At 73.2% G+C, this 20,691-nt stretch carries 16 protein-coding genes; 7 read left to right on the plus strand and 9 right to left on the minus strand.

What is annotated here, in order from left to right; translation table 11 throughout:
• Window positions 1–17 precede the first annotated feature (17 nt).
• From OG982_RS02350 to OG982_RS02360, 3 genes are all read left to right on the plus strand, one after another.
• Window positions 18–1,109 (plus strand): sialidase family protein, encoded by a 1,092-nt coding sequence (locus OG982_RS02350; RefSeq protein WP_266947799.1) that lies wholly within the window; start codon window positions 18–20, stop codon window positions 1,107–1,109.
• A gap of 23 nt (window positions 1,110–1,132) precedes the next feature.
• Entirely contained in the window at window positions 1,133–1,819 is a 687-nt protein-coding gene (locus OG982_RS02355; protein WP_266790188.1) for a uracil-DNA glycosylase, read from the plus strand.
• 110 nt (window positions 1,820–1,929) lie between these two features.
• Window positions 1,930–2,844 (plus strand): sirohydrochlorin chelatase, encoded by a 915-nt coding sequence (locus OG982_RS02360; protein ID WP_266790186.1) that lies wholly within the window; start codon window positions 1,930–1,932, stop codon window positions 2,842–2,844.
• A gap of 90 nt (window positions 2,845–2,934) precedes the next feature.
• Here OG982_RS02360 and OG982_RS02365 read toward each other — a convergent pair whose 3' ends face one another.
• From OG982_RS02365 to OG982_RS02375, 3 genes are all read right to left on the minus strand, one after another.
• Complete coding sequence (locus OG982_RS02365) at window positions 2,935–4,023, minus strand: lactonase family protein (protein ID WP_266947800.1); 1,089 nt, start codon at window positions 4,021–4,023, stop codon at window positions 2,935–2,937.
• A gap of 55 nt (window positions 4,024–4,078) precedes the next feature.
• A complete protein-coding gene (locus tag OG982_RS02370; protein ID WP_266947801.1) occupies window positions 4,079–5,227 on the minus strand; it encodes a nitric oxide synthase oxygenase in 1,149 nt (382 codons plus the stop codon).
• A 265-nt stretch (window positions 5,228–5,492) separates the two neighbouring features.
• Complete coding sequence (locus OG982_RS02375; RefSeq protein ID WP_266949848.1) at window positions 5,493–6,989, minus strand: FUSC family protein; 1,497 nt, start codon at window positions 6,987–6,989, stop codon at window positions 5,493–5,495.
• A gap of 528 nt (window positions 6,990–7,517) precedes the next feature.
• Here OG982_RS02375 and OG982_RS02380 point away from each other — a divergent pair.
• A complete protein-coding gene (locus OG982_RS02380) occupies window positions 7,518–10,019 on the plus strand; it encodes a DUF4157 domain-containing protein (protein ID WP_266947802.1) in 2,502 nt (833 codons plus the stop codon).
• 12 nt (window positions 10,020–10,031) lie between these two features.
• Here OG982_RS02380 and OG982_RS02385 read toward each other — a convergent pair whose 3' ends face one another.
• Entirely contained in the window at window positions 10,032–10,550 is a 519-nt protein-coding gene (locus OG982_RS02385) for a hypothetical protein (protein ID WP_266790179.1), read from the minus strand.
• Entirely contained in the window at window positions 10,547–11,062 is a 516-nt protein-coding gene (locus OG982_RS02390; RefSeq protein ID WP_266947803.1) for a universal stress protein, read from the minus strand. The genes OG982_RS02385 and OG982_RS02390 overlap by 4 nt, the downstream gene beginning before the upstream one ends.
• Before the next feature lie 280 nt (window positions 11,063–11,342).
• Here OG982_RS02390 and OG982_RS02395 point away from each other — a divergent pair, with 280 nt between their 5' ends.
• Together OG982_RS02395 and lysA are read left to right on the plus strand one after the other, a co-directional pair.
• A complete protein-coding gene (locus tag OG982_RS02395) occupies window positions 11,343–11,696 on the plus strand; it encodes an SAV_915 family protein (RefSeq protein WP_266947804.1) in 354 nt (117 codons plus the stop codon).
• Window positions 11,697–11,712: 16 nt separating this feature from the next.
• On the plus strand, window positions 11,713–13,047 hold the full coding sequence (lysA, locus tag OG982_RS02400) for a diaminopimelate decarboxylase (RefSeq protein ID WP_266947806.1): 1,335 nt from the start codon (window positions 11,713–11,715) through the stop codon (window positions 13,045–13,047).
• A gap of 4 nt (window positions 13,048–13,051) precedes the next feature.
• On the opposite strand, the gene OG982_RS02405 is transcribed toward lysA, so the two are convergent.
• The 4 genes from OG982_RS02405 to OG982_RS02420 form a co-directional block, all read right to left on the minus strand.
• The gene (locus tag OG982_RS02405; protein ID WP_266790171.1) at window positions 13,052–13,924 is read right to left on the minus strand and encodes an alpha/beta fold hydrolase; all 873 of its coding nucleotides are present in this window, start codon (window positions 13,922–13,924) and stop codon (window positions 13,052–13,054) included.
• An 89-nt stretch (window positions 13,925–14,013) separates the two neighbouring features.
• Window positions 14,014–15,951, minus strand: a complete 1,938-nt coding sequence (locus OG982_RS02410) for an amino acid transporter (protein WP_266790170.1) — start codon at window positions 15,949–15,951, stop codon at window positions 14,014–14,016.
• Window positions 15,952–16,108: 157 nt separating this feature from the next.
• The gene (gene kdpB, locus OG982_RS02415; RefSeq protein WP_266947807.1) at window positions 16,109–18,259 is read right to left on the minus strand and encodes a potassium-transporting ATPase subunit KdpB; all 2,151 of its coding nucleotides are present in this window, start codon (window positions 18,257–18,259) and stop codon (window positions 16,109–16,111) included.
• A gap of 50 nt (window positions 18,260–18,309) precedes the next feature.
• Window positions 18,310–20,178: an APC family permease gene (locus OG982_RS02420; RefSeq protein WP_266947808.1), complete on the minus strand. Its 1,869-nt coding sequence runs from the start codon at window positions 20,176–20,178 to the stop codon at window positions 18,310–18,312.
• Between the two features lie 420 nt (window positions 20,179–20,598).
• Between OG982_RS02420 and kdpF the strand changes: the two genes are divergently transcribed.
• Window positions 20,599–20,688 (plus strand): K(+)-transporting ATPase subunit F, encoded by a 90-nt coding sequence (gene kdpF / locus OG982_RS02425; protein WP_266790164.1) that lies wholly within the window; start codon window positions 20,599–20,601, stop codon window positions 20,686–20,688.
• The last annotated feature ends 3 nt before the right edge of the window (window positions 20,689–20,691 follow it).

Consider the following 20,691-nt stretch of genomic DNA (forward strand, 5'->3'; position numbering starts at 1 on the left):
GTCCGGAGGTGTCGGCCATGACCGACGTGCTACTGCTCGCGGGTACCCGCAAGGGACTCTTCATCGGCCACCGCAAGGGCCGCGGCCCTTGGGAGTTCGACGGGCCCCACTTCAACGCGCAGGCCGTCTCGGCGGTCGCGATCGACACCCGGGGGCCCGCGCCCCGGCTACTGGTCGGCGGCGACAGTTCGCACTGGGGGCCGTCCGTCTTCAGCTCCGACGACCTCGGGGCGACGTGGCGGGAGCCCGCCGCGGCCGCCGTGCGGTTCCCCAAGGACACCGGGGCCTCGCTGGAGCGGGTCTGGCAGCTCCATCCGGCCGGACCCGAGGCCCCGGACGTGGTCTACGCGGGGACGGAGCCGGCCGCGCTGTTCCGCTCGACGGACCGCGGCGAGTCCTTCGAGCTGGTCCGGCCGCTGTGGGAGCACCCGAGCCGCAAGGACTGGGTGCCTGGCGGCGGCGGTGAGGGCCTGCACACCGTGATCACCGACCCGGCCGACCCGGACGCGGTGACGGTGGCGGTGTCCACCGCCGGGGTGTTCCGCACCCGGGACGGCGGGGCGAGCTGGGCGCCGTCCAACCACGGGGTCTCGGCGGTGTTCCTGCCCGATCCGCACCCCGAGTTCGGCCAGTGCGTGCACAAGATCGCCCAGGACGCCGGGGACGCCGGCCGGCTGTACCTCCAGAACCACTGGGGCGTCTACCGCAGCGACGACGCCGGGACCCGGTGGACCGACATCGGCGCCGGCCTGCCCTCCGACTTCGGCTTCGCCGTCGCGGCGCACCCGCACCGGCCGGACACCGCGTACGTCTTCCCCCTCAACGCCGACTCCGACCGGGTCCCGGCCCAGCACCGCTGCCGGGTCTTCCGCACCGAGGACGCGGGCGCCAGCTGGGAGCCGCTGGCGCGGGGCCTGCCGGCCGGGGACCACTACGGCACGGTGTTGCGGGACGCCCTGTGCACGGACGACGCGGACCCGGCGGGGATCTACTTCGGCAACCGCAACGGCGAGCTGTACGCGAGCGACGACGACGGGGACAGCTGGCGGCTGCTGGCGGAGCACCTGCCGGACGTGCTGTGCGTACGGGCGGAGGTACTGCGCACGTAGATCGGCCAGTAGAGTGACTCACCGTGGCAGCACGACCGTTGAACGAGATCGTCGAGCCGGGCTGGGCCCGCGCTCTGGAGCCGGTGGCGGAGCAGATCGCCGCCATGGGCGACTTCCTGCGCGCGGAGATCGCGGCGGGCAGAACCTACCTGCCGGCCGGGGCGCACGTCCTGCGCGCCTTCCAGCAGCCCTTCGACGAGGTGAAGGTGCTGATCGTCGGGCAGGACCCGTACCCCACCCCGGGGCACGCGATGGGCCTGTCCTTCTCGGTGGCGCCCGAGGTCAGCCCGTGGCCGCCGAGCCTGGACAACATCTTCCGCGAGCTGCACGCCGACCTCGGGACGGGGCGCCCGGCGAACGGCGACCTGACGCCGTGGACCCGGCAGGGCGTGCTGCTGCTGAACCGCTCGCTGACGACGGCGCCCCGCAAGCCCAACGCCCATCGCGGCAAGGGCTGGGAGGCCGTCACCGAGCAGGCGATCCGGGCGCTGGCCGCGCGCGGGAAGCCGCTGGTGTCGGTGCTGTGGGGCCGTGACGCCCGCAATCTGCGGCCGCTGCTGGGCGAGTTGCCCGCCGTGGAGTCCGTCCACCCCTCCCCCATGTCCGCCGACAACGGGTTCTTCGGTTCCCGGCCGTTCAGCAGGACCAATGACCTGCTGGTACGCCAGGGAGCGCAGCCGGTGGACTGGCGTCTGCCGAACGCCTCTTGAGTGGTCAAGTTGAACCGTGTACGACATTCCTAGGATAAATACGGACAGATGCCGCCCGAAGTGGCCCTGCCCGAACACCCGGTTCCGATAAACCAGTAGCATGCGGCGCCATGAGCTCCCCCACTGGGCCCGCAAATGGCCTGCCCGTACGAATGCCGCGACCCCGCCAGACCGGACGGCACCGCCGGCCCGAGCCCGCGGTGGCGCCCGAGGGCGCGCCCGCGCTGGTGCTCGCCGTGCCCGGTGCCCCCTCGGCCGCCTCGCGGGGGCTCGCGGAAGAGATCATCAGCATCGGCCGCTCCGAGCTGCCCGGCCTGGACGCCCGCCTGGGCTTCCTGGACGGTGACGAGGACTCCGAGTTCCCGTCGCTGTCCTGCGTCCTGAACGCCGTCGCGCGCGAGCGCGCCGAGCGCGCGGAGTTCGCCCGCGCCGCCGGCCACGAGGTGCCCGCGCCGACCGGCCCGGACGCCGTGGTGGTACCGCTGCTCGCCGGTCCGGACGCCGATCTGCTGCGCCGCTGCCGCCAGGCACTGATGGACTCCTCGGCCGCCGCCGAGCTGGCCGACGTACTCGGCCCGCACCCGCTGCTCGCCGAGGGCCTGCACGTGCGGCTGTCCGAGGCCGGCCAGGCCCGCGCCGACCGCGCGCGCCTGTTCTCCGTGACCACGGCCGCCGACGGCATCATCGTCGCCACCACCGGCGGCGAGGAGGCCGTCCAGGCCGCCGCCGTCACCGGCATGCTGCTGGCCGCCCGCCTCGCGGTGCCCGTGAAGGCGGCCGCGCTGGACCAGGAGGGCTCGGTGGCCGCGGTCGCCGAGCAGCTGCGCCTGGAGGGCTCCACGCAGCTCGCGCTGGCCCCGCACCTGATCGGCCCGGAGGCCGCCGAGGGGCTGCTGGACACCGCGTGCAAGGAGGGCGACTGCGCCGCCGCCGAGGTGCTGGGCGCGTACCCGGCGCTCGGCAAGCTGGCCGTCGCGCAGTACTCCGCGGCCCTCGGTCTGCCCCAGGGCGCCACCGCGCGCTGACCGCTCACGCCACGCCGCGAGGGCCCGCGCTCCGGATTCCGGAGCGCGGGCCCTCGTACGTGCCGGGCGGCGGCCCGGGCGGGCCGAAGGTCAGCCGAAGACCACACAGCTGGCGGCCGGCACGGCCACCGAGCCGGCCCGGCGCGGCAGACCGGTCAGCGGGTCCACGTCGAACCAGGCGACGTCCCCGGAGTGCTCGTTGGCCGCGTACAGCCTGCGCCCCGAGGGGTCGGCGGCGAGGTCGCGCGGCCACCGGCCACCGCAGGAGACCGTGCCCGTGAGCTGTGGCTTCTCGGCCCCGTCGGCGAGCGAGAGCGTGACGATGACGTCGGCGCCGCGGACGGCGGCCCAGACGAAGCGCCCGTCCGGCGAGGCGACGATGGCCGACGGGTAGGCCCGTGCGGCCCCCTGGGCGGCCGCTGAGGCGACCGGAACCTCCACGACCGGTTCCAGGTGTCCACGCCCCGGATTCCAGCGGCAGACGGTCACCTGCGGCTCCAGCTCGTGCAGTACGTAGACCACCTCGCCGCCGGGATGGAAGGCGAGGTGGCGGGGGCCGGTCCCGGCGCGCAGGGCTGCCTCCGAGTGGACGCGCAGCGCGCCGGTGGCGGGGTCGGGCGCGCACACCCGCACCGAGTCGGTGCCGAGATCCACGCTGAGCACCCAGCATCCCCCCGGGTCGGGCAGCACCTGGTGCGCGTGCGGGCCCGCCTGCCGGTCGGCGTCGAGGCCGGAACCCCGGTGGGTGAGGACGGAGGCGGGACCGCCGATGGCGCCGTCGGCGGCGAGCGGGAGGCTGCTGACGCTGCCGGAGGTGTAGTTGGCGGTGAGCAGCCGGCGCCCGGCCACACTGAGGTGGGTGGGGCCGGAGCCGCCGACGCGGACGGCGGGCCCGAGGGCGGTGAGGCCCTCGGGGGAGGTCCGGAAGGCGCTGACCGCGCCCTGGTCGGTCTCGCTGACCGCGTAGAGCACCCCGGCCCCCCGGTCGAGGGCGAGGTACGAGGGATCGGCGAGGGCCCGGTGCTCGGCGAGCGGGGTCAGCGCCCCGGTGGCCGGGTCCACGGCCGCGGTGGTGATGCCGCGGCCGCCGCCCGAGGTGAACGAGCCGATGTAGGCCCGGCGTTCGCCGCCCTGCCCGGCGCTGTCCGCGCCGTTCGCGCCCCTGTCCGCGTCGCCCACGGGAGCCCCTCTCAGTCACTGCCGGATCCGTTGGGAGCCGACGGTAACAGAAGGTCTAGACCAAATCCCGCCCCTGGGCCCGTTCTTGCGCGCCGGGGTGGTGCACGTACGCCGGAGAGACCTGCCTGTCCTCGAAGGTGCGGTGGAAGACCGGGGTGGCCGAGCCGGAGATCGGCGGCACGATCCAGGACCAGTCGGCGCCCACGTCCCGCCCCTTGCGCTCCTCGCGCTCCAGGTGGGTCAGGAAGCGCCGGGACTCGCTGTGATGGTCGGCGATGGTGACCTTGGCGCGGTCGAAGGAGTGCAGCACGGCCCGGTTGAGCTCGACGAGCGCCCGGTCCTTCCACAGCGAGCGGTCGCTGGAGGTGTCCAGGCCCAGGCGGCGGCCGACGGCCGGGAGCAGGTTGTACCGGTCGGCGTCGGCGAGGTTGCGGGCGCCGATCTCGGTGCCCATGTACCAGCCGTTGAACGGGGCGGCCGGGTAGTGGATGCCGCCGATCTCCAGGCACATGTTGGAGATGGCGGGCACGGCGTGCCAGCGCAGCCCCCAGTCCGTCCAGCCGTCGCCGCCGCCCTCCCCGTCGGGGTGCGCGATCGGGACTTCGAGGACCGCATCGGCGGGGGTGTCGAACCAGCGGGGCTTGTCGTCGACGCCCTGGACCACCAGCGGGAGGAGGTCGAAGGGGGTGCCCGCGCCACCGGACCAGCCGAGCTGGAGGAGGGCCTCCGTGAGGGGGGCGTTGCGGGCGTCGCCCACCGTTATGGAGTGGTGGTCGCCGTAGCCGGCGTAGCGGACCAGCTGCTCGCTCCAGATCAGCGGGCCGGGGCGGCCCGGGGCGTCCGGGGCGAAGACGGTGATCGTGGGGCGGACCCGGCCGCCGTTGGTCGCCTCGCGCAGGTGCTCGAAGCATTCGGCGGCGATGTCGTCCGAGTCGGTGAGCGCGCGCCGGTCGCGCACCCGCAGCGAATTCCAGTAGAGCCGGCCTATGCAGCGGTTGCTGTTGCGCCATGCCACGCGGGCCCCGTGGACCAGCTCCTGCGGGGTGTGCCGGTACGTTCCGGTCTCCGCGAGTTCGGCCCGTACGGCGGCGAGCCGGGCACGCGAATCACCGGCCTCCGGAATTTCCCGATGGAAGAGCCGGATGAACTCCTCGGCCGCTTCCCACACCTGAGCGGTGGTGGAACGCTGTTTCAGAATTTCCATTCCGGGCCGTTACCCCCTGTCCTGCCAGATCCACCCTGTACGTGCCGGACGAATGTTCAATGAACAATTACCCGTTGTACAGCTCGCAGGTCAGGGGTGTGAGCGGGGCAGGGCGGGAACTACACCTCCGGGTGATCTTCGCGGATCGGCCTGCGGAAGCGAGTCGACGCGGCGTAGCATCCGTCGCAGTTCTCGTACGCATATGCCCGTAGCCACTGTGCCCGTAGCCATATCCGTGGGATCGAGAACCCTGCGGATGGTCCGCTCAGGCGGCGGGGATCAGGGGAGCCCTCGGGTCGGTGCGCAGCGGGGCCGCGAGGGCCACCAAGGCGTGCTCCAGGCCGTGCAGGTGCGCGAGGGCCGACTCGGCGCCCGCCGCCGGGCGGGGCGCGGGCGGTGCGGTGAGTTCCGGGGCGCCGTGCGGGGCGGTGAGCGCCTCGACGGCGGCCTCCACGCGCCAGCAGGCGGCGGCGAGCCGGGCGTCGTGCGAGGCCTGCGGGTCGGCGGCGACGGCCACGAGACCGCGCACCTCCCGGGCGCAGTCGTCGAGCAGCCGGAGCACCTGGCGGGCCCGGGCCTTGCGGGCGCGCAGCGGGCTCAGCGGGTGGACGAGGGGCGCGAGGGCCATCCGTACCCGGCCCAGCAGCAGTTCGAGCTCGGCGGCGTGCGGGGCCGGATCGGCGTCGGGGTCACCGGCGAGGCGGTCCAGGGCGGCGGCGGTGGAAGCCCGTACGCAGTGCAGCGCGCGCTGGATCCAGGCGTCGTTGGCGGCATGGGTGGTCACCGGGAGCACGATCACGACGGCGAGCGCGGCACCGAGCGCGCCGATCGCGGTCTCCTCGAAGCGCAGGAGCAGCAGGCCGGGGTGGAGGACGCCGAGGAGGCCGTAGAGCAGTCCGGCCATGACGGTGACGAAGAACATCATCCAGGAGTACGACGGCGCGGCGGTGTAGAAGATGCCGAAGACGCATACGGCGACCAGCGCTGCGGTGGGCGCGGGGGCGCCGTGCAGGGGTACGGCGATCAGCAGGCCGGCGGCGATGCCGATGACGGTGCCGAGGACCCGGCGGAAGCCTCGTACCAGGGTCTCGCCCCGGGAGGTGGTGTTGACGAAGATCCACCAGGTGGTGCCGACCGCCCAGTACCAGCGGTCGTCGGAGAGCGCCTGGCCGATGCTCAGCGCGAAGGCACAGGCGGCGGTGGCCTGGAAGGCCTGCCGGGTGGTGGGCCGGGCCAGACCGGTGCCGGGGAGGCCGGGCGGAGCGGCGGGCGGCGGTGTACGGCGCTCGATGGGCCACAGGACGAACCGCGCGGCGCCGGCCGAGAGGAGGGCCAGGCCGACGGCGGCGTACAGCTCGGGCAGCTGGCCGGGCCGCGCGTGGAGGAACTGGGTGACGAAGAACATCATGAACGCGAAGATCCCGAGCGCGTGTCCGCGCGGGCCCCAGCGGCGGGCGTAGACCCCGGCGAAGACGACGGCGAGGAACGCGACGTCCCGGGCGAGCGGGACGCCGTGCAGGGTCGTGGCCAGGGCGAGGACGGGGAACCCGGCGGCGGGCAGCAGGGCGGTCGTCAGGCGCTGGGCGCGCACGGTGGGGTCGAGCACGGTGAAGAGGGCGAGCAGGGCCGCCAGTCCCCCGGTGATGGAGGCGGTGAGGGAGAGCCCGCAGAGCTCGGCGACGGCGACGGCGAGCGCGACGCCGATCACCGCCCGGCTGGAATTCCTCAGTCGCATGAGCCCCGGATCCGGAGCCACGAACATTCTCTTCACGGCGGTGTGCCGCCCCCCTTGCAGTGGCGCGCGCCGGCCCGGCGTCCGCCCGGGGGTGGTGGGCGGCGAAACGGGCACGGCGAAGGCGCCGCGCTCCGGTCCGGCCTCGTTGCCGCCCGGCGCTGCGCGGCGCCGTAAGTACTTGGATACGCCACAGATAAACATGTACGGCCCACTGGCTCAACTGTGCGGCGCCGCACTGTGCCATTGGTACAGCGACAGCCGGTCGGTTTCGGCCGGTCGCGGCCAACGGACCAGGGCAGGGGACCTTGGTCCGGACAATGCGTGGATTGCGGCACATATGCGGGCAACCTAGACTGAAAATGATCAATAAAGATCAACCCCGAGCGGGTAACCCTCATGGCCGAGCGCGTACGACAGTGCGACCCACGGACCGGTACCCACCGCGAGAGGCGGGCGCCGCGGGGACCGTCGAAGGCGCGGGCGGGGACGTGGGAGACCCCCGGGACCTCCGAGATCCCCCAGGGCCCGGGGGCCTCGCCCGGGCTGGCCCGGCTGATGGCGTCCGGCGCCGGGAACCGCGCGGTGGGCGCGTACCTGCGCGAGGAGGCGCGGAGCGCCGAGGGGCAGCCGCTCGACCCCTCCCTGCGTGCGCGCATGGAGTCGCATCTGGGCGCCGACCTGTCCGGGGTCCGGCTGCACACCTCCACCGCCGCCGGCCAGTCGGCGAACGCGCTGCGGGCCAGGGCCTTCACCGTCGGCCAGGACATCGTCTTCGCGGCCGGCGAGTACCGGCCCGCCGACGCGGCCGGCCGCGCACTGCTCGCCCACGAGCTGACGCACACGGTCCAGCAAGCGCGCGGCGGGGCCGCGCCCGCCGGGTCGGACCGTACGGAGCGGGCGGCGGGCGCGAGCGCCTCCCGGCTGGCGCACGGCGCGGGCGGGGCGCGGGTCACGGAGGGGTCCGCGGTCGGGGTGGCGCGTGTACCGGCCGGGGAGCAGACCCAGGAGCAGGCCCCCGAGAAGCCGGACTCCCTCGGATTCTGGGGCGACCTGGTGGTCGACGAGCTCGCGGGTGTGGCGGTCGGGTCGGGCTTGCAGCAGCAGATGCTGAAGGCCGCCGTGACCGGCTTCTTCGCGGAGCTGGACCGCCAGATCCAGGACCCGAAGACCAGGTCCGACATCCACGCCGGCGCCATGGAACTGGCCAAGCGCGGCAACCAGGAGAAGATGATCGCGGCGTACTACGCCGGCGCGGCCGCGGGCCTCGTGAGCCCGCTGACCGACCTCCTGGGCATCGGCGTGCTGCTCGAACAGCTACAGGCGTTCGGCGGGAAGCTCGCGACCGGAGTCCTGAAGGGCGAGATCGACCTGATCGACGAGGTCACGGGCCTGGTCGGGGCGTACGAGAACTTCAAGCAGCACCTGATCGAGTCGCTGATCGACACCATCAAGGAGCACCCGGAGGAGCTCTTCTTCTTCGGCAGCCTCCAGGCCGTGGCGGTACGCAAGGCAGGGGAGGCCGGCCGCACCGGAGCCCGGCGCGTCGTCGCGGCGATCTCCGAGAAGGACGAGGACAAGCCGGCCGCCGCGCCCGAGACGGCGCAGCAGATCCTGACGAACCACACCGAGGCCGAGAAGGCCGGTGCGGCCAGCGCCCTCACCTCCAAGGCGACCCGGGCGCGGCAGGCGATCTTCCACACGCACCCGGAGCGCATCGGCTACGACGTGGGAGAGGCCGTCGGCTCGGCCATCGGCAACCTGCTCATCGCGCTGTTCACGGAGGGCGTCGGCAACGCCGTCACCAAGATCGCGGGAGAGATCGGCCGTGTCTGCCCCGTGCTCGCCCGCGGGGCGGAGGCGCTCGCCGAGATCGGCAAGGCCATCACCGCCGTGGAGAACGCGATCGGCGCGCTGATCGAAGGGGCGCTCAACACGCTCAAGGGCCTGGGCAGGATCCTCGGGCCGTTCCGCGCGCTGATGACACGCCTGCGGGAGTTCCTGGGCAAGGTGCTCGGCCGGGTGACCCGGTTGGAGGCGGCGGCGGCGCTCCACGCGGGGGAGACGACGGCGCCGAAGCTCGCCCCGAAGCTGGCGCCCAAGCTCCCGGGTCCGGGCAGGGCGGGCAAGCCGGGCAGCCCGGGCAAGCCGCACGCGAAGCCGTCGGCGGCGCCGAAGCGCGGGCGCTCCACGCCGGGGGGCGCGGTCAACGACAACGACGTTCCGCTGCGCACGGGCGAGACCGTGAAGGAGCCCGCCCCCAAGGCCGCCACCGAGCCGGGCGGGCGGCCGGAAGCCCCCGAGCCGCACCCCCAGAGCGGGGTCCAGCCGGCGGCCCGGGCCACCGAGGAGCAGGTCGAGGAACAAGCCGCACAGCAGGTCGAGCAGAAGATCGCGGTCAACGCGCCGCCTCCCGCGCACACCCCGACCACGGCCGCGAAGACCCCGCCGAAGAAGCCCCCCGCGCTCAAGGTGGTCCCCCCGCCGAAGGGCGCCACGGCGCCCGCGAAACCGCTGTCGCCGAAGGCTCCGCCGGGTACCAAGGGCGCCAAGGCACCCGGCGGGAAACAGGCCGCCGACACGGCGGAAAAGGCCGCGAGAAGGGCGGAGCGCAGAGCGAAGGAATTCAAGCTCGCCTCGGCCGACGGGCGCCTCACCTTGCCTCTGACCAACGAAGAACGCTCCCTGATCATGGAGCACCTCGCCGAGCGCCAACCGCTCAACGACGCCATGAAGAAGAGGCTGCGCACGGACGCGGCCGCCGAATGGAAAAGGGCCACCGGTGGGACGGGACATCAGCCGGGTGAGAATTATCAGGTGCATCACATCGTCCCCCTGGAATTCGCGCACAGATTCCCGGGACGGTTCCCCAATGAGACGAGCAATCTGGTCCTGATGGACACCGTGGCCCACAACCGGTGGCACACCACGATCAACGCGCGCAGCCGCAAGTACGGTCTGACGCCCAAGGACCTCGCGAACCTCGAGCGCAGGACCGTGCCCTACAACAAGGGGTCGGTTTTCGTCATCCGGAACGGGAAGGTCGTTCCCGCCGAGTGAGGGTGCGCGCCCCTACGCGAGACCCGACGCCCGGAACACCGTGTGTGCCGTCTCCCGGTCGATCAGCCGGCACAGGCGCCGCAGCGGCACGAGGCCCTCGCGCATCGTGCCGCGCGCGAGGCTGGTGTGGATGTCCCGGTCCAGGACGTGCCACAACGGCGGGTTCGCGGCCAGGACGCGGGGGTCGACTTCGAGGCGGTTGCCGTCGATGTCCCGCAGCACGAGCCGCTGCGCGACCCCGTCGTGCCAGGCGACCGAGGCCAGCCGGTCCGTGTGGACGCGGCGGCGGTGGACCAGGCCCCGGGTGGTGAGCAGGCCCGGGACGGCGCGGACGCGGGTCGGCCACAGGACGAGGAACAGGGCGAGGCCGAGCGCGGTCCACACCACGACGCGGCGCCAGTCGGCGGAGCCGGCCGCCGTGTCGACGGCCAGGAGCAGCGCCGGGAAGAGGGTGGCGAGGCCGGTCGCGGCGCGGGCGTCGCCCGCCCAGCCGCGGTCCTGCGCGGGCGCCGGTTCGGGTGCGGGGTTCACCGGGCCAGCTCCCGCGCGTCCAGCGGCATCCGCCACGCGTTGCGGCGGCGTACGGCGGCCAGGTCGGCCTGGAGCGGGCTGGGCGGCACCGCCAGGACGGGGCAGGGGGCGTGCGCGACGCAGTACCGGGCGACCGAGGGCGCCAGCGCGCGCAGCAGCGGCCCGCGTGAGCCGGTGCCGACGACGAGCAGGTCGCCCGGGTCGTGGACGGCGTCGACCAGCGCGGCGCCGGGCGTGCCGCGGGCGGTCAGCCCGGCCAGCGTGACCCCCGGCGGGCGCTCGCCGAAGGCGGTCCCCAGGATCTCCCGCAGCCGCTCGACCGCCACGGACCGGCAGCCGTCGAGGACGGACAGGCCGCAGGAGCCGCGGCCGCCGAGTCCTCCGCCGGGCGGTTGCCAGGCCAGCACCACCCACAGTTCCGCGTCCCGGGCGCGGGCCTCGGCGGCCGCCCGGTGCAGTGCCGCCAGGCTCCCGAGGGATCCGCCCGTCCCCACCACGACTCTCGCTCGCACCGTCCCGACCCCTCCCCGCTCCGCGTTCGTACGACGCCTCCCATGGAACGGCGGGAAGCGGCCCCGGGGCGGTTTCGCTGACGGTCTTCTGACGCCGCGTCCGCACATCCTGACGCGTCCCTGATCCGGCGGGGCGCGGGCCGTCAGCGACGTGTATGGACTCGGGCCTTCGCCGTCAAGGTGGCGTCAGGAGGCGGCGCGCAGCGGCCGGGGTCGGGCATAGCTTCGGTGGCGCGCCTCAGGCGCCATCAGTCGATCGTGGTTCCTCAGGGAGGGCCCCATGTGTCTGTTCCAGTACGCCGACGACCCCGAGCCCGAAGAACGGATCCCGGCCGGGCCGCTGTTCGTGCCCGTCCGGCCGGGGAGCGGAGGAGCGCCGGTGATCCGGCTGTTCCGTACTCCGCTGGGCATGCGTACGGCCGTCGGCTTCACCCGCGCGGAGCGGCTGGCCGCGACGCTCGGCGAGGGCCAGGCGTACATCCGGCTGGCGGAGTCCGCGCTGCGGGCGCTGTGCGAGCCGCTCGGCGCGGGGCTGGTCACCGTGGACCCGACGCTGTCGGCTCCCCCGGTGGCGGCCCCGGTCGCGCCGGCGCCGGACCGGCTCCCGGTCCCGCACGCCGGCCGGGCCGTCTGAGAGCGAGGGGATCGAAATGACCATGACCACGCTGCCCGAGGTCACCGCGGGCGCGGACGAGCTGTCCATATGGCCGGCGTCCACCAGCCGCCTGCCGCACGGCGGCCTCGCCGTCGGCGGGGTGTCCCTCGCCGAGGTGGCCGACCGCTTCGACACCCCGGCGTACGTCCTGGACGAGGGCGAGGTACGGGCCCGCTGCCGGACGTACCGGGACGCCTTCCCCGAGGCCGAAGTGATGTACGCCGCCAAGGCGTTCCTGTCCCGGGCGATGGTGCGCTGGGTCGACGAGGAGGGCCTCGGGCTGGACGTGTGCTCGGCGGGCGAGCTCGAACTCGCCGTCACCGCCGGGTTCCCGCCGGAGCGGATCGTCCTGCACGGCAACGCCAAGTCGCCGCGCGACATCGGGGCGGCGCTGCGGCTCGGCGTCGGCCGGATCGTGATCGACAGCGCGTCCGAGATCGCCCGGCTGGCGGCCGCCGTGGGGCCGGGCGGCCATCAGAAGGTGCTGGTCCGGGTGGTCCCCGGGATCTCGGCGGGCGGCCACGAGAAGATCCGGACCGGCACCGACGGCCAGAAGTTCGGGCTGTCGCTCACCGACGGCTCGGCGCAGCACGCCGTCGCCCGGGTCCTGGGCCAGCCGCAGCTCGAACTGGTCGGCCTGCACTGTCACATCGGCTCGCAGATCACCGAGGTCAAGCCGTACGTGGCCGCCCTGCGCCGGGTCGTGGGGCTGATGGCGCGGATCCGGGACGCCCACGGCCTGGTGCTGCCCGAGCTGGACATGGGAGGCGGGCACGGCGTCGCGTACCGGCCCGGCGAGCCGGCGCTGGACCTCACGGCGCTGGCCCGCGGGCTGCGCGGCGAGCTCGCCTCGGCGTGTGCGGCGGCCGGGCTGGCGGTGCCCCGGCTGGCCGTCGAGCCGGGCCGGGCGGTCGTCGGGCCGGCGGGGGTTGCGCTGTACCGCGTCCTCTCGGTGAAGCACACCGGGGACCGGGTGTTCGTCGCCGTGGACGGCGGTATGAGCGACAACCCCCGGCCCGCCCTGTACGGGGTGCGGTACGCGCCCCGGCTGGTCGGCCGCCACTCCGGCGCGGAGCCCCGTACCGCCACCGTGGTCGGGCGGCACTGCGAGGCGGGCGACGTCCTCGCCGCCGACGTGGAGCTTCCCGGCGACATCCGGCCCGGTGACCTGCTGGCCGTGCCCGTGGCGGGCGCGTACCACCTCTCCATGGCCTCCGGCTACAACATGATCGGCCGCCCGCCGGTCGTCGCGGTGGCCGACGGCGCCGCCCGCCTCCTGGTCCGGCGCGAGACGCTGGACGACTTCCGCGGCCGGGACGTCGGCGCGTAGGGGATCAGCCGCACAGCCGGGCCACGCGTTCCAGTTCGTCGGCGAGGACGCCCGGGTCACGGGGGCCGATGTGGGGGGCCGCGAGGGAACGGACGCGGAACCGGTTGTGCGGCGTGACCTCGTCGGCCTCCTTGATCATGAGGTCCTGGAGTTCCGGCGGGATCGTGCGGTCCTCGGTGAGCCGCACGAAGGTGCGCGGGATCCGGCCCCACGTCTCGGGCAGGCCCCGGGAGTCGGCGGGCGAGATCGAGGCCGCCTCGTCGGGTTCGAGGATGTTGAGCAGGGCCCGGATCTCGTGCTCGGGGTAGTCGGCGGCGAGGGCCTCGCGCGCGGCGTCCAGCAGCGCCGGGTCGTTGGAGCGCCAGTTGATCCGGTTGACGCCCAGTTCCGGGGCGGTCTGGACGACGGGAAGCCGGAAGATCATGCTCGCGGCGGCCTCCGGCGCCGCCATCAGCTCCATGGCGGACTTCCGCCGGGCGGGGCAGAAGGCCGAGACGTAGACCAGGTGCGCGAGCAGCTCGGGCACCTGGTTGGCGACGGCGTTGAGGGTCACGCCGCCCATGCTCTGGCCGACGAGGACCACGGGGCCCAGCCGGTGGGCCCGGCGGACGACGGCGGTGACGTGCTCGGCGAAGTCGGCCAGCGTCACCTTGCCCAGCGGGGAGGGCTCCGTACGCAGCCGCTCCGGGTCCTGCGGTGTCTGGTAGGAGGCGGGGAGGTACGCGCCGGGGCCGTGGCCGGGCAGGTCGACCGCGACGGCGCGCTGTCCGCGCAGGGCGAGTTCGGCGAGCAGGGGGGACCAGCCGTACGCGTTGCTGCCGGCTCCGTGGACGAGGACGAAGGTGGGGGCCCCGGCGGCCCCGGTGGTGTCGGTCATGCGGTCAACCGTACGAGCCGATGATCATGTACACGGCGAGATCCGGCCATGTCCGGCCCCCGCCGCCCGCCGGGCGGTGCTCCCCCGCCTCAGCCCGCGTGGACGTGGGGGCGGCGGTTGCGGTCGGGTTCCGCCTCGCGGATGACCTCGCGGGTGACGGGGGCGACTTCGCCCTGTCCGAAGAGGAAGAAGCGGAGGAAGTTGGCCATCGGGTTGCCCTCGGTCCATTCGAAGTAGATGTGGGGGCGTTGCCCGGTCTCGTCCCGGACGTGGAGGAGGAGGGCGGCGAGCGCGTTGGGGATGCTGGAGCTCTCCAGGGTCAGGACGCGGTAGCGGTCGTGCAGGACCTCACCGCGCACCCGCATGCCGGATTCGAACTCCGACGCGTCCAGGACGGTGACCTCGACGAACATCACGTCGTCCTCGGCCGGAATGTCGTTGTCCGCGCGGATTTGCGCCTTCTTCTGCCTGTACTCGTCGAGGTCCCGGCTGTCGGGCTCGTTGGCGATGAGCCGGATGGTGCGGTTGGCGGTGTCACGGATGAACCGCTGCGCCATGTCGTCGAACTCCACGTGCGTGACGCGCAGCTCGAAGACCCGGGCGAGCCGGGACAGGAGGGACAGCGCCATGATGCCGCCGATGAAGCAGGCGCCGATCTTCACGCCGTCCGGCCGCTCCACGACGTTGACGGCGGTGGTGTAGATGAAGACGGCCGAGATGACGCCGAAGCCGATCGTCCAGCCGCGCTCGCCGGCCCGGCGGGCGGCGATGGTCACGGCGACGGCCGCCGAGGTGATCAGGACGAGGACACCGGTGGCGTAGGCGCCGCCCTGGGCGTCGACGTCGGCGTTGAAGATCCAGGTCACCAGGAAGGCGATCAGCGTGAACACGATGACCATCGGGCGCAGGGCACGGGCCCACTGCGGGGCCATGCCGTAGCGGGGCAGGTAGCGCGGCATCAGGTTCAGCAGGCCCGCCATCGCGGAGGCGCCGGCGAACCACAGGATCAGGATCGTCGAGATGTCGTAGACCGTGCCGAAGGCAGAGCCCAGGTACTCGTGTGCCAGGTAGGCGAGGGCGCGGCCGTTGGCCTCGCCGCCCGGCTCGAACTGGGCGGCCGGGATCAGCAGGGTGGTGATCAGGCTGGAGCAGATCAGGAAGACGCTCATGATCACTGCGGCCGTGGTCAGCAGCTTCTTCGCACCGCGGATCCGGCCGGCGGGCCTCTCCTCGGTGTCCGCGGGGTCGCCGTGGACGTGCGGCATGACCGCCACGCCGGTCTCGAAGCCGGAGAGGCCGAGCGCGAGCTTCGGGAACACGACGAGGGCGATGGCGATCATCATGAAGACGTTGCCGTGCTCGGCGGTCAGCGCGGTCGTCCAGTCGGTGATGACCTGCGGTTCGGCGAACACGTTCCACAGCCCCACCGCCACCACGACGACGTTCAGGCCGAGATAGGTGGCCACCAGGACCACCGCGACGCCGATGGCCTCGCTGAACCCCTTGAGGAACACCGCGCCGAGCAGCGCGATCATGATCAGGGTGATCAGCACCTCGTGCCCGTGCAGGGTGGAGGTCAGGTGCGGGTTCTCCACCAGGTGGGCGGTCGCGTCCGCGGCCGACAGGGTGATGGTGATCAGGAAGTCGGTGGCCGCGAACCCGAGCAGGGTCAGGACGAACAGCTTCCCCTTCCAGAAGGTCAGCAGCCGCTCCAGCATGGCGATGGAACCCTCGCCGTGCGGGCTCTCCTCGGCCACCCGCCGGTAGACGGGCAGCGCACCGAACAGGGTCAGCAGCACGAGCACGATGGTCGCCAGCGGCGACAGCAGACCGGCCGCCAGGAAGGCGATGCCGGGCTGGTAGCCGAGGGTGGAGAAGTAGTCCAGACCGGTCAGGCACATGACGCGCCACCACGGCCTGCCGTGGGGCTGGGCCGCCGCCTCCTTGGCGGCGGGCGAACTCGTCTGGGCGGTCAAGCCTTCCAGCAGCCACGCCCGCAGGCGCGAGGTGCGGGCAGGGGTGGCCATCGTGGGGTGCTCCTGTCGTACGGCATGGTTTCGGCCATCGACGCGACGGCCGAGCCAGCGTACGAATTCTGATCGTCCGCGCACGGATCTGAGCGAATCCTGACGTGTCTTTAACGCGAACCGCTCCCCCGGCGTAGCGGGCGGCCGCCGCGGGGCATCACCCCAGGCCGGGGATGGTGGAGACCACGAGGTCGATGACCTTGATGCCGACGAAGGGCAGGACGAGGCCGCCGAGGCCGTAGACGGCGAGGTTGCGGCGCAGCAGGTCGTGCGCGGAGGCCGGGGTGTAGCGGACCCCGCGCAGCGAGAGCGGGATCAGCGCCACGATGATCAGGGCGTTGAAGATGATCGCCGAGGCGATGGCCGAGGTGGGGCTGTGCAGTCCCATGACGTTGAGCGCGCCGAGCCCCGGAAAGGCCGACGCGAACATGGCCGGAATGATCGCGAAGTACTTCGCGACGTCATTGGTGATCGAGAAGGTGGTCAGGGCCCCCCGGGTGATGAGGAGTTGCTTGCCGATCTCGACGATGTCGAGGAGCTTGGCGGGATTGGAGTCCAGGTCCACCATGTTCCCGGCCTCCTTGGCGGCCGAGGTGCCCGTGTTCATCGCCACGCCCACGTCCGCCTGCGCGAGGGCCGGGGCGTCGTTCGTTCCGTCACCCGTCATCGCGACGAGCCTGCCGCCCGCCTGCTCCCGCTTGATCAGGGCGAGCTTGTCCTCCGGGGTGGCCTCGGCGAGGTACTCGTCGACACCGGCCTCCCGCGCGATCGCGGCCGCGGTCAGCGGGTTGTCCCCGGTGACCATGACCGTACGGATGCCCATGCGGCGCAGTTCCGCGAACCGCTCGGCGATCCCGTCCTTGACGACGTCCTTGAGGTGGATGATCCCGAGGACGCGCGGGCCCTCCCAGTCGTGGACGGCGACCAGCAGGGGCGTGCCGCCCGACCGCGACACCCGCGCGGCCCACTCGGCGGCCTCGGGCGGCACGCTGCCGCCGCGCATCGTCACCCAGTCGGTGATCTGGGGGACGGCGCCCTTGCGAATGGCGCAGCCGGTCCCGTTGTCCCAGCTCAGGTTGAGCCCGCTCATCCGGGTCCGGGCGCTGAACTCCACGAAGCGCGGATGGCTCAGCTCGTGCTCCGCCGGGGCCGTCAGTCCGTACCGCTCGGCGAGGGCGACGACGGAGCGGCCCTCGGGGGTGTCGTCGGCGAGCGAGGAGAGCTGCGCGGCGTCGGCCAGTGCGGCGTGCTCGACGCCCGGGAGCGGGAAGAACCGCTCGGCTTCCCGGTTGCCGGTGGTGATGGTGCCGGTCTTGTCGAGGAGCAGGGTGTTCACGTCCCCGGCGGCCTCCACGGCCCGGCCGCTCATCGCCAGGACGTTGCGCTGCACGAGGCGGTCCATGCCGGCGATGCCGATCGCGGAGAGCAGTGCGCCGATGGTGGTGGGGATGAGGGTGACGAGCAGCGCCACGAGCACGGCCGTGGACTGGGCGGCGCGGGCGTGGGCGGCCATCGGCTGGAGGGTGACCACGACGAGTACGAAGATCACCGTCATGGCGGCCAGCAGGATGTTGAGGGCGATCTCGTTGGGGGTCTTCTGCCGGGCCGCCCCCTCGACCAGGGAGATCATGCGGTCCAGGAAGCCGTGGCCGGGGCGGGAGGTGACCCGGACGACGACCGAGTCGGACAGGACGGTCGTGCCGCCGGTGACACCACAGCGGTCGCCGCCCGACTCGCGCAGCACGGGCGCCGATTCGCCCGTGACGGCGGATTCGTCGATCATGGCGGCGCCGTCCACGACGTCGCCGTCCGCCGGGATCATCCCGCCCGCCTCGACGAGGACGAAGTCGAAGGGCTGGAGTTCGGCCGCGGTGACGGTCTCCGTCTCGGCGCGGCGCAGGTCGGTCCCGTACGTCCAGTGCTTCAGCCGCAGCGCGACCGTGTCGGTACGGGCCTTGCGCAGCGACTCCGCCTGCGCGCGGCCGCGGCCCTCCGCGACCGCCTCGGCGAGGTTCGCGAAGAGCACGGTCAGCCACAGCCATCCGCTGATCACCCAGGTGAACACCGACGGGTGCAGGAGCCCGGAGAGCGTGGTCCAGGCGGATCCGACGGCGACGACGAACAGCACCGGCTTGCGCACCAGTTCGCGCGGCCGGAGCTTGCGCACCGCCTCGCGGGCCGAGGCCGCCAGGCGTGCCGGCTCCAGCACGCTCGCCGGTCCGGGGCGCTTGCGGGACGGCCGGTTCACGGGGGCCGGCGACGGGGTCCCGAGACCCGGCGGGGTGTGCTGGGCGGCAGCGGAGGGCATCGAGTGGCCTTCTGGGAGAGGGGGTCCGGTCGGGGTGGTGGGTCGTGCCGTCAGCGCGCGTCGTCGGTGATGCGGAACCGCAGTCGGCAGATCACCGCGTCGGTGTCGCGGCGTACGGCGTGGGCGACGACGGATCCGCGCTGGTTCTGCAGGAGGCGCTGCCACAGGTGCGCGGGCTCGGTCTCCGGGATCAGGACGGTGACCTGGGAGTCCGGGTGGGTGGCGGTGAGTTCGCGGACGTAGCCGGAGACCGGGCGGCCCAGGGCGCGGGTCGGTGAGGTGAGCTCGACGAGTGCGACGCCGGGGTTCCAGAGCTCCCAGTCGCGGCGCAGTGCTTCGGCGTTCTTGCGGTCCTCGGTCGCGGGGTGGGTGACGGTGACGGCGAGGACCTCGTCGCCCAGCGAGCGGGCGGCGGTCAAGGCCTGGCAGGTCAGCCTCGACAGTCCGGAGACGGGGACGACGACCAGCGAGCGGGCCCGGGTCGGGGGCTGCGGGATCCGGCCGAGTTCCAGGCGCTCGCCGATGCGTGCGTAGGTGCGCTGGATCTTCTCGAAGCCGAGGACCAGCAGCGGCAGGGCCAGCACGATCAGCCAGGCGCCCTCGGTGAACTTGGTGGCGGTGACGACGACGGCCGCCACCCCGGTCAGGAGCGCGCCGAACCCGTTGAGGGCGGCGTTGGCCTGCCAGCGCGCGGGGCGCTCCCCGTACCAGTGCCGGACCATCCCGACCTGGCAGACGGTGAAGCCGACGAACACGCCGATCGCGAAGAGCGGGACGAGGGTGTTGGTGTCGCCGCCGGAGAAGACCAGCAGGAGCGCGGAGACGGCGGCGAGCGCGAGGACGCCGTGCCGGTGCACCTGGCGGTCGGCCTTGAGGGCGAACAGGTGCGGCAGGTGGTTGTCGCGGGCCAGCAGGCTCATCAGGACCGGCAGGCCCCCGAAGGAGGTGTTGGCGGCGAGGGCGAGGAGAACCATGGTGGCGAACTGGACGACGTAGAAGGCCGCGTTGTGCCCGAAGGAGGCGTCGGCGAGCTGGGCGAGGACGGTGACGCCCTCGACCGGCTGGAGGTGGAAGCGGCCGATCAGGACGGAAAGGCCGATCAGCATCACGCCCAGCAGGGCGCCGAGCGCGACCTCGGTGCGTTGGGCGCGGCGGGCGGCCGGGGCACGGAAGGACGGCACGGCGTTGGCGACGGCCTCGACGCCGGTCAGCGCCGAGCAGCCGGCCGCGAAGGCCTTCAGGAGCAGCAGCGCGCCGACGGTGGTGGCGCCCTCGCCGAGTGCGGAGGCGTGCCCCGCGGCGGAGGTGGTGCTGACCGGGCCGTCCCGGAACAGGCCGACGGTGATCATGGCGAGGATCGAGCCGACGAACAGGGCCGTCGGCAGCAGGAACAGCCTCGCCGAGTCGACGACGCCGCGCAGGTTGACGGCGGTGACCAGGAGGAGGACGCCGAGGCAGATCCACACCCGCTCCCCGTACAGCTGCGGGAAGGCGGAGGTCAGGGCGGCCACGCCGGCCGTGACCGACACGGCGACGTTCAGCACGTAGTCGAGGATCAGCGAGGCCGCGGCGACCAGGCCGGTCCGCCGCCCCAGGTGCCGCTTGGCCACGGCGTACGAGCCGCCGCCGTCCGGGAACGCGGCGATGACCTGCCGGTACGAGGCCACCAGCACGGCCAGGAGCGCGGCGATCGCGAGCGTGACGGGCAGCGTGAACCCCAGCCCGTACGCCCCGGCGGCCGCGAGCACCAGCACGATCGACTCGGGCCCGTACGCGACGGAGGCCATCGCGTCGAGGGAGAGCGCGCAGAGCCCCTGGAGGGCGGTCAGCCTGTGACGGGCGTCGGCCCCGATATCAGGGGGTTCCTCCGTGCCCGCCGCCTTGAGCGCCGTGTCCGGTGTGCCTGCGTGTATGGCCATGACGTGGTTCCTCCGATTGGGCAAAGTCGAGGAACAGCGTCGAGGCCGGAAGGCGCCCTGCCCAGCACTCTTGGCGGCATCCATACGCCCGCTGCCGCACTCTTCACGCCCTCCATACGGGGGGATCGGCGGTCCATACGGGGGGATCGGCGGCGCCTCACGCGCTCCGCACGGGGGGCGCGGCGGCGCCGCGGCGGGGTCCGCGTCAGGGGAGCGTCAAGAGTTCCGGCGCCCCCGTATGGAGCCCGTCAAGGAGTCTTAACGCACCGCTGAGCTCGCGGTTTGCTCGTACTCGGCCACTCCGGCCGATTCCATTCACCACTTCATCCAGGAGCTCACGATGGCCGATCTGGCCTTCGTCGTCACCACGGTCGCGGTCTTCGCGCTGGTGGCTCTCATCGCCAAGGGGGTGACCAAGCTGTGACCGCCGAGAACATCGTCGGCCTGCTCGTGGCCGTCTCCCTGCTGGGTTACCTCATCCTCGCCCTTGTGTACCCGGAGAGGTTCTGAGCA

Origin of the sequence: Streptomyces sp. NBC_01551 (assembly GCF_026339935.1) — a bacterium.
Taxonomy (GTDB): Bacteria; Actinomycetota; Actinomycetes; order Streptomycetales; family Streptomycetaceae; genus Streptomyces.

Bases quoted from the DNA above. Each gene is read 5' to 3' on its own strand.
- OG982_RS02350 (WP_266947799.1), top strand. From the start codon at position 18: ATGACCGACGTGCTACTGCTCGCGGGTACCCGCAAGGGACTCTTCATC.
- OG982_RS02360 (WP_266790186.1), top strand. From the start codon at position 1,930: ATGAGCTCCCCCACTGGGCCCGCAAATGGCCTGCCCGTACGAATGCCG.
- OG982_RS02370 (WP_266947801.1), bottom strand. From the start codon at position 5,227: ATGGAAATTCTGAAACAGCGTTCCACCACCGCTCAGGTGTGGGAAGCG.
- OG982_RS02375 (WP_266949848.1), bottom strand. From the start codon at position 6,989: ATGTTCGTGGCTCCGGATCCGGGGCTCATGCGACTGAGGAATTCCAGC.
- OG982_RS02380 (WP_266947802.1), top strand. From the start codon at position 7,518: ATGGCGTCCGGCGCCGGGAACCGCGCGGTGGGCGCGTACCTGCGCGAG.
- OG982_RS02395 (WP_266947804.1), top strand. From the start codon at position 11,343: ATGTGTCTGTTCCAGTACGCCGACGACCCCGAGCCCGAAGAACGGATC.
- lysA (WP_266947806.1), top strand. From the start codon at position 11,713: ATGACCATGACCACGCTGCCCGAGGTCACCGCGGGCGCGGACGAGCTG.
- OG982_RS02405 (WP_266790171.1), bottom strand. From the start codon at position 13,924: ATGACCGACACCACCGGGGCCGCCGGGGCCCCCACCTTCGTCCTCGTC.
- OG982_RS02410 (WP_266790170.1), bottom strand. From the start codon at position 15,951: ATGGCCACCCCTGCCCGCACCTCGCGCCTGCGGGCGTGGCTGCTGGAA.
- kdpB (WP_266947807.1), bottom strand. From the start codon at position 18,259: ATGCCCTCCGCTGCCGCCCAGCACACCCCGCCGGGTCTCGGGACCCCG.
- OG982_RS02420 (WP_266947808.1), bottom strand. From the start codon at position 20,178: ATGGCCATACACGCAGGCACACCGGACACGGCGCTCAAGGCGGCGGGC.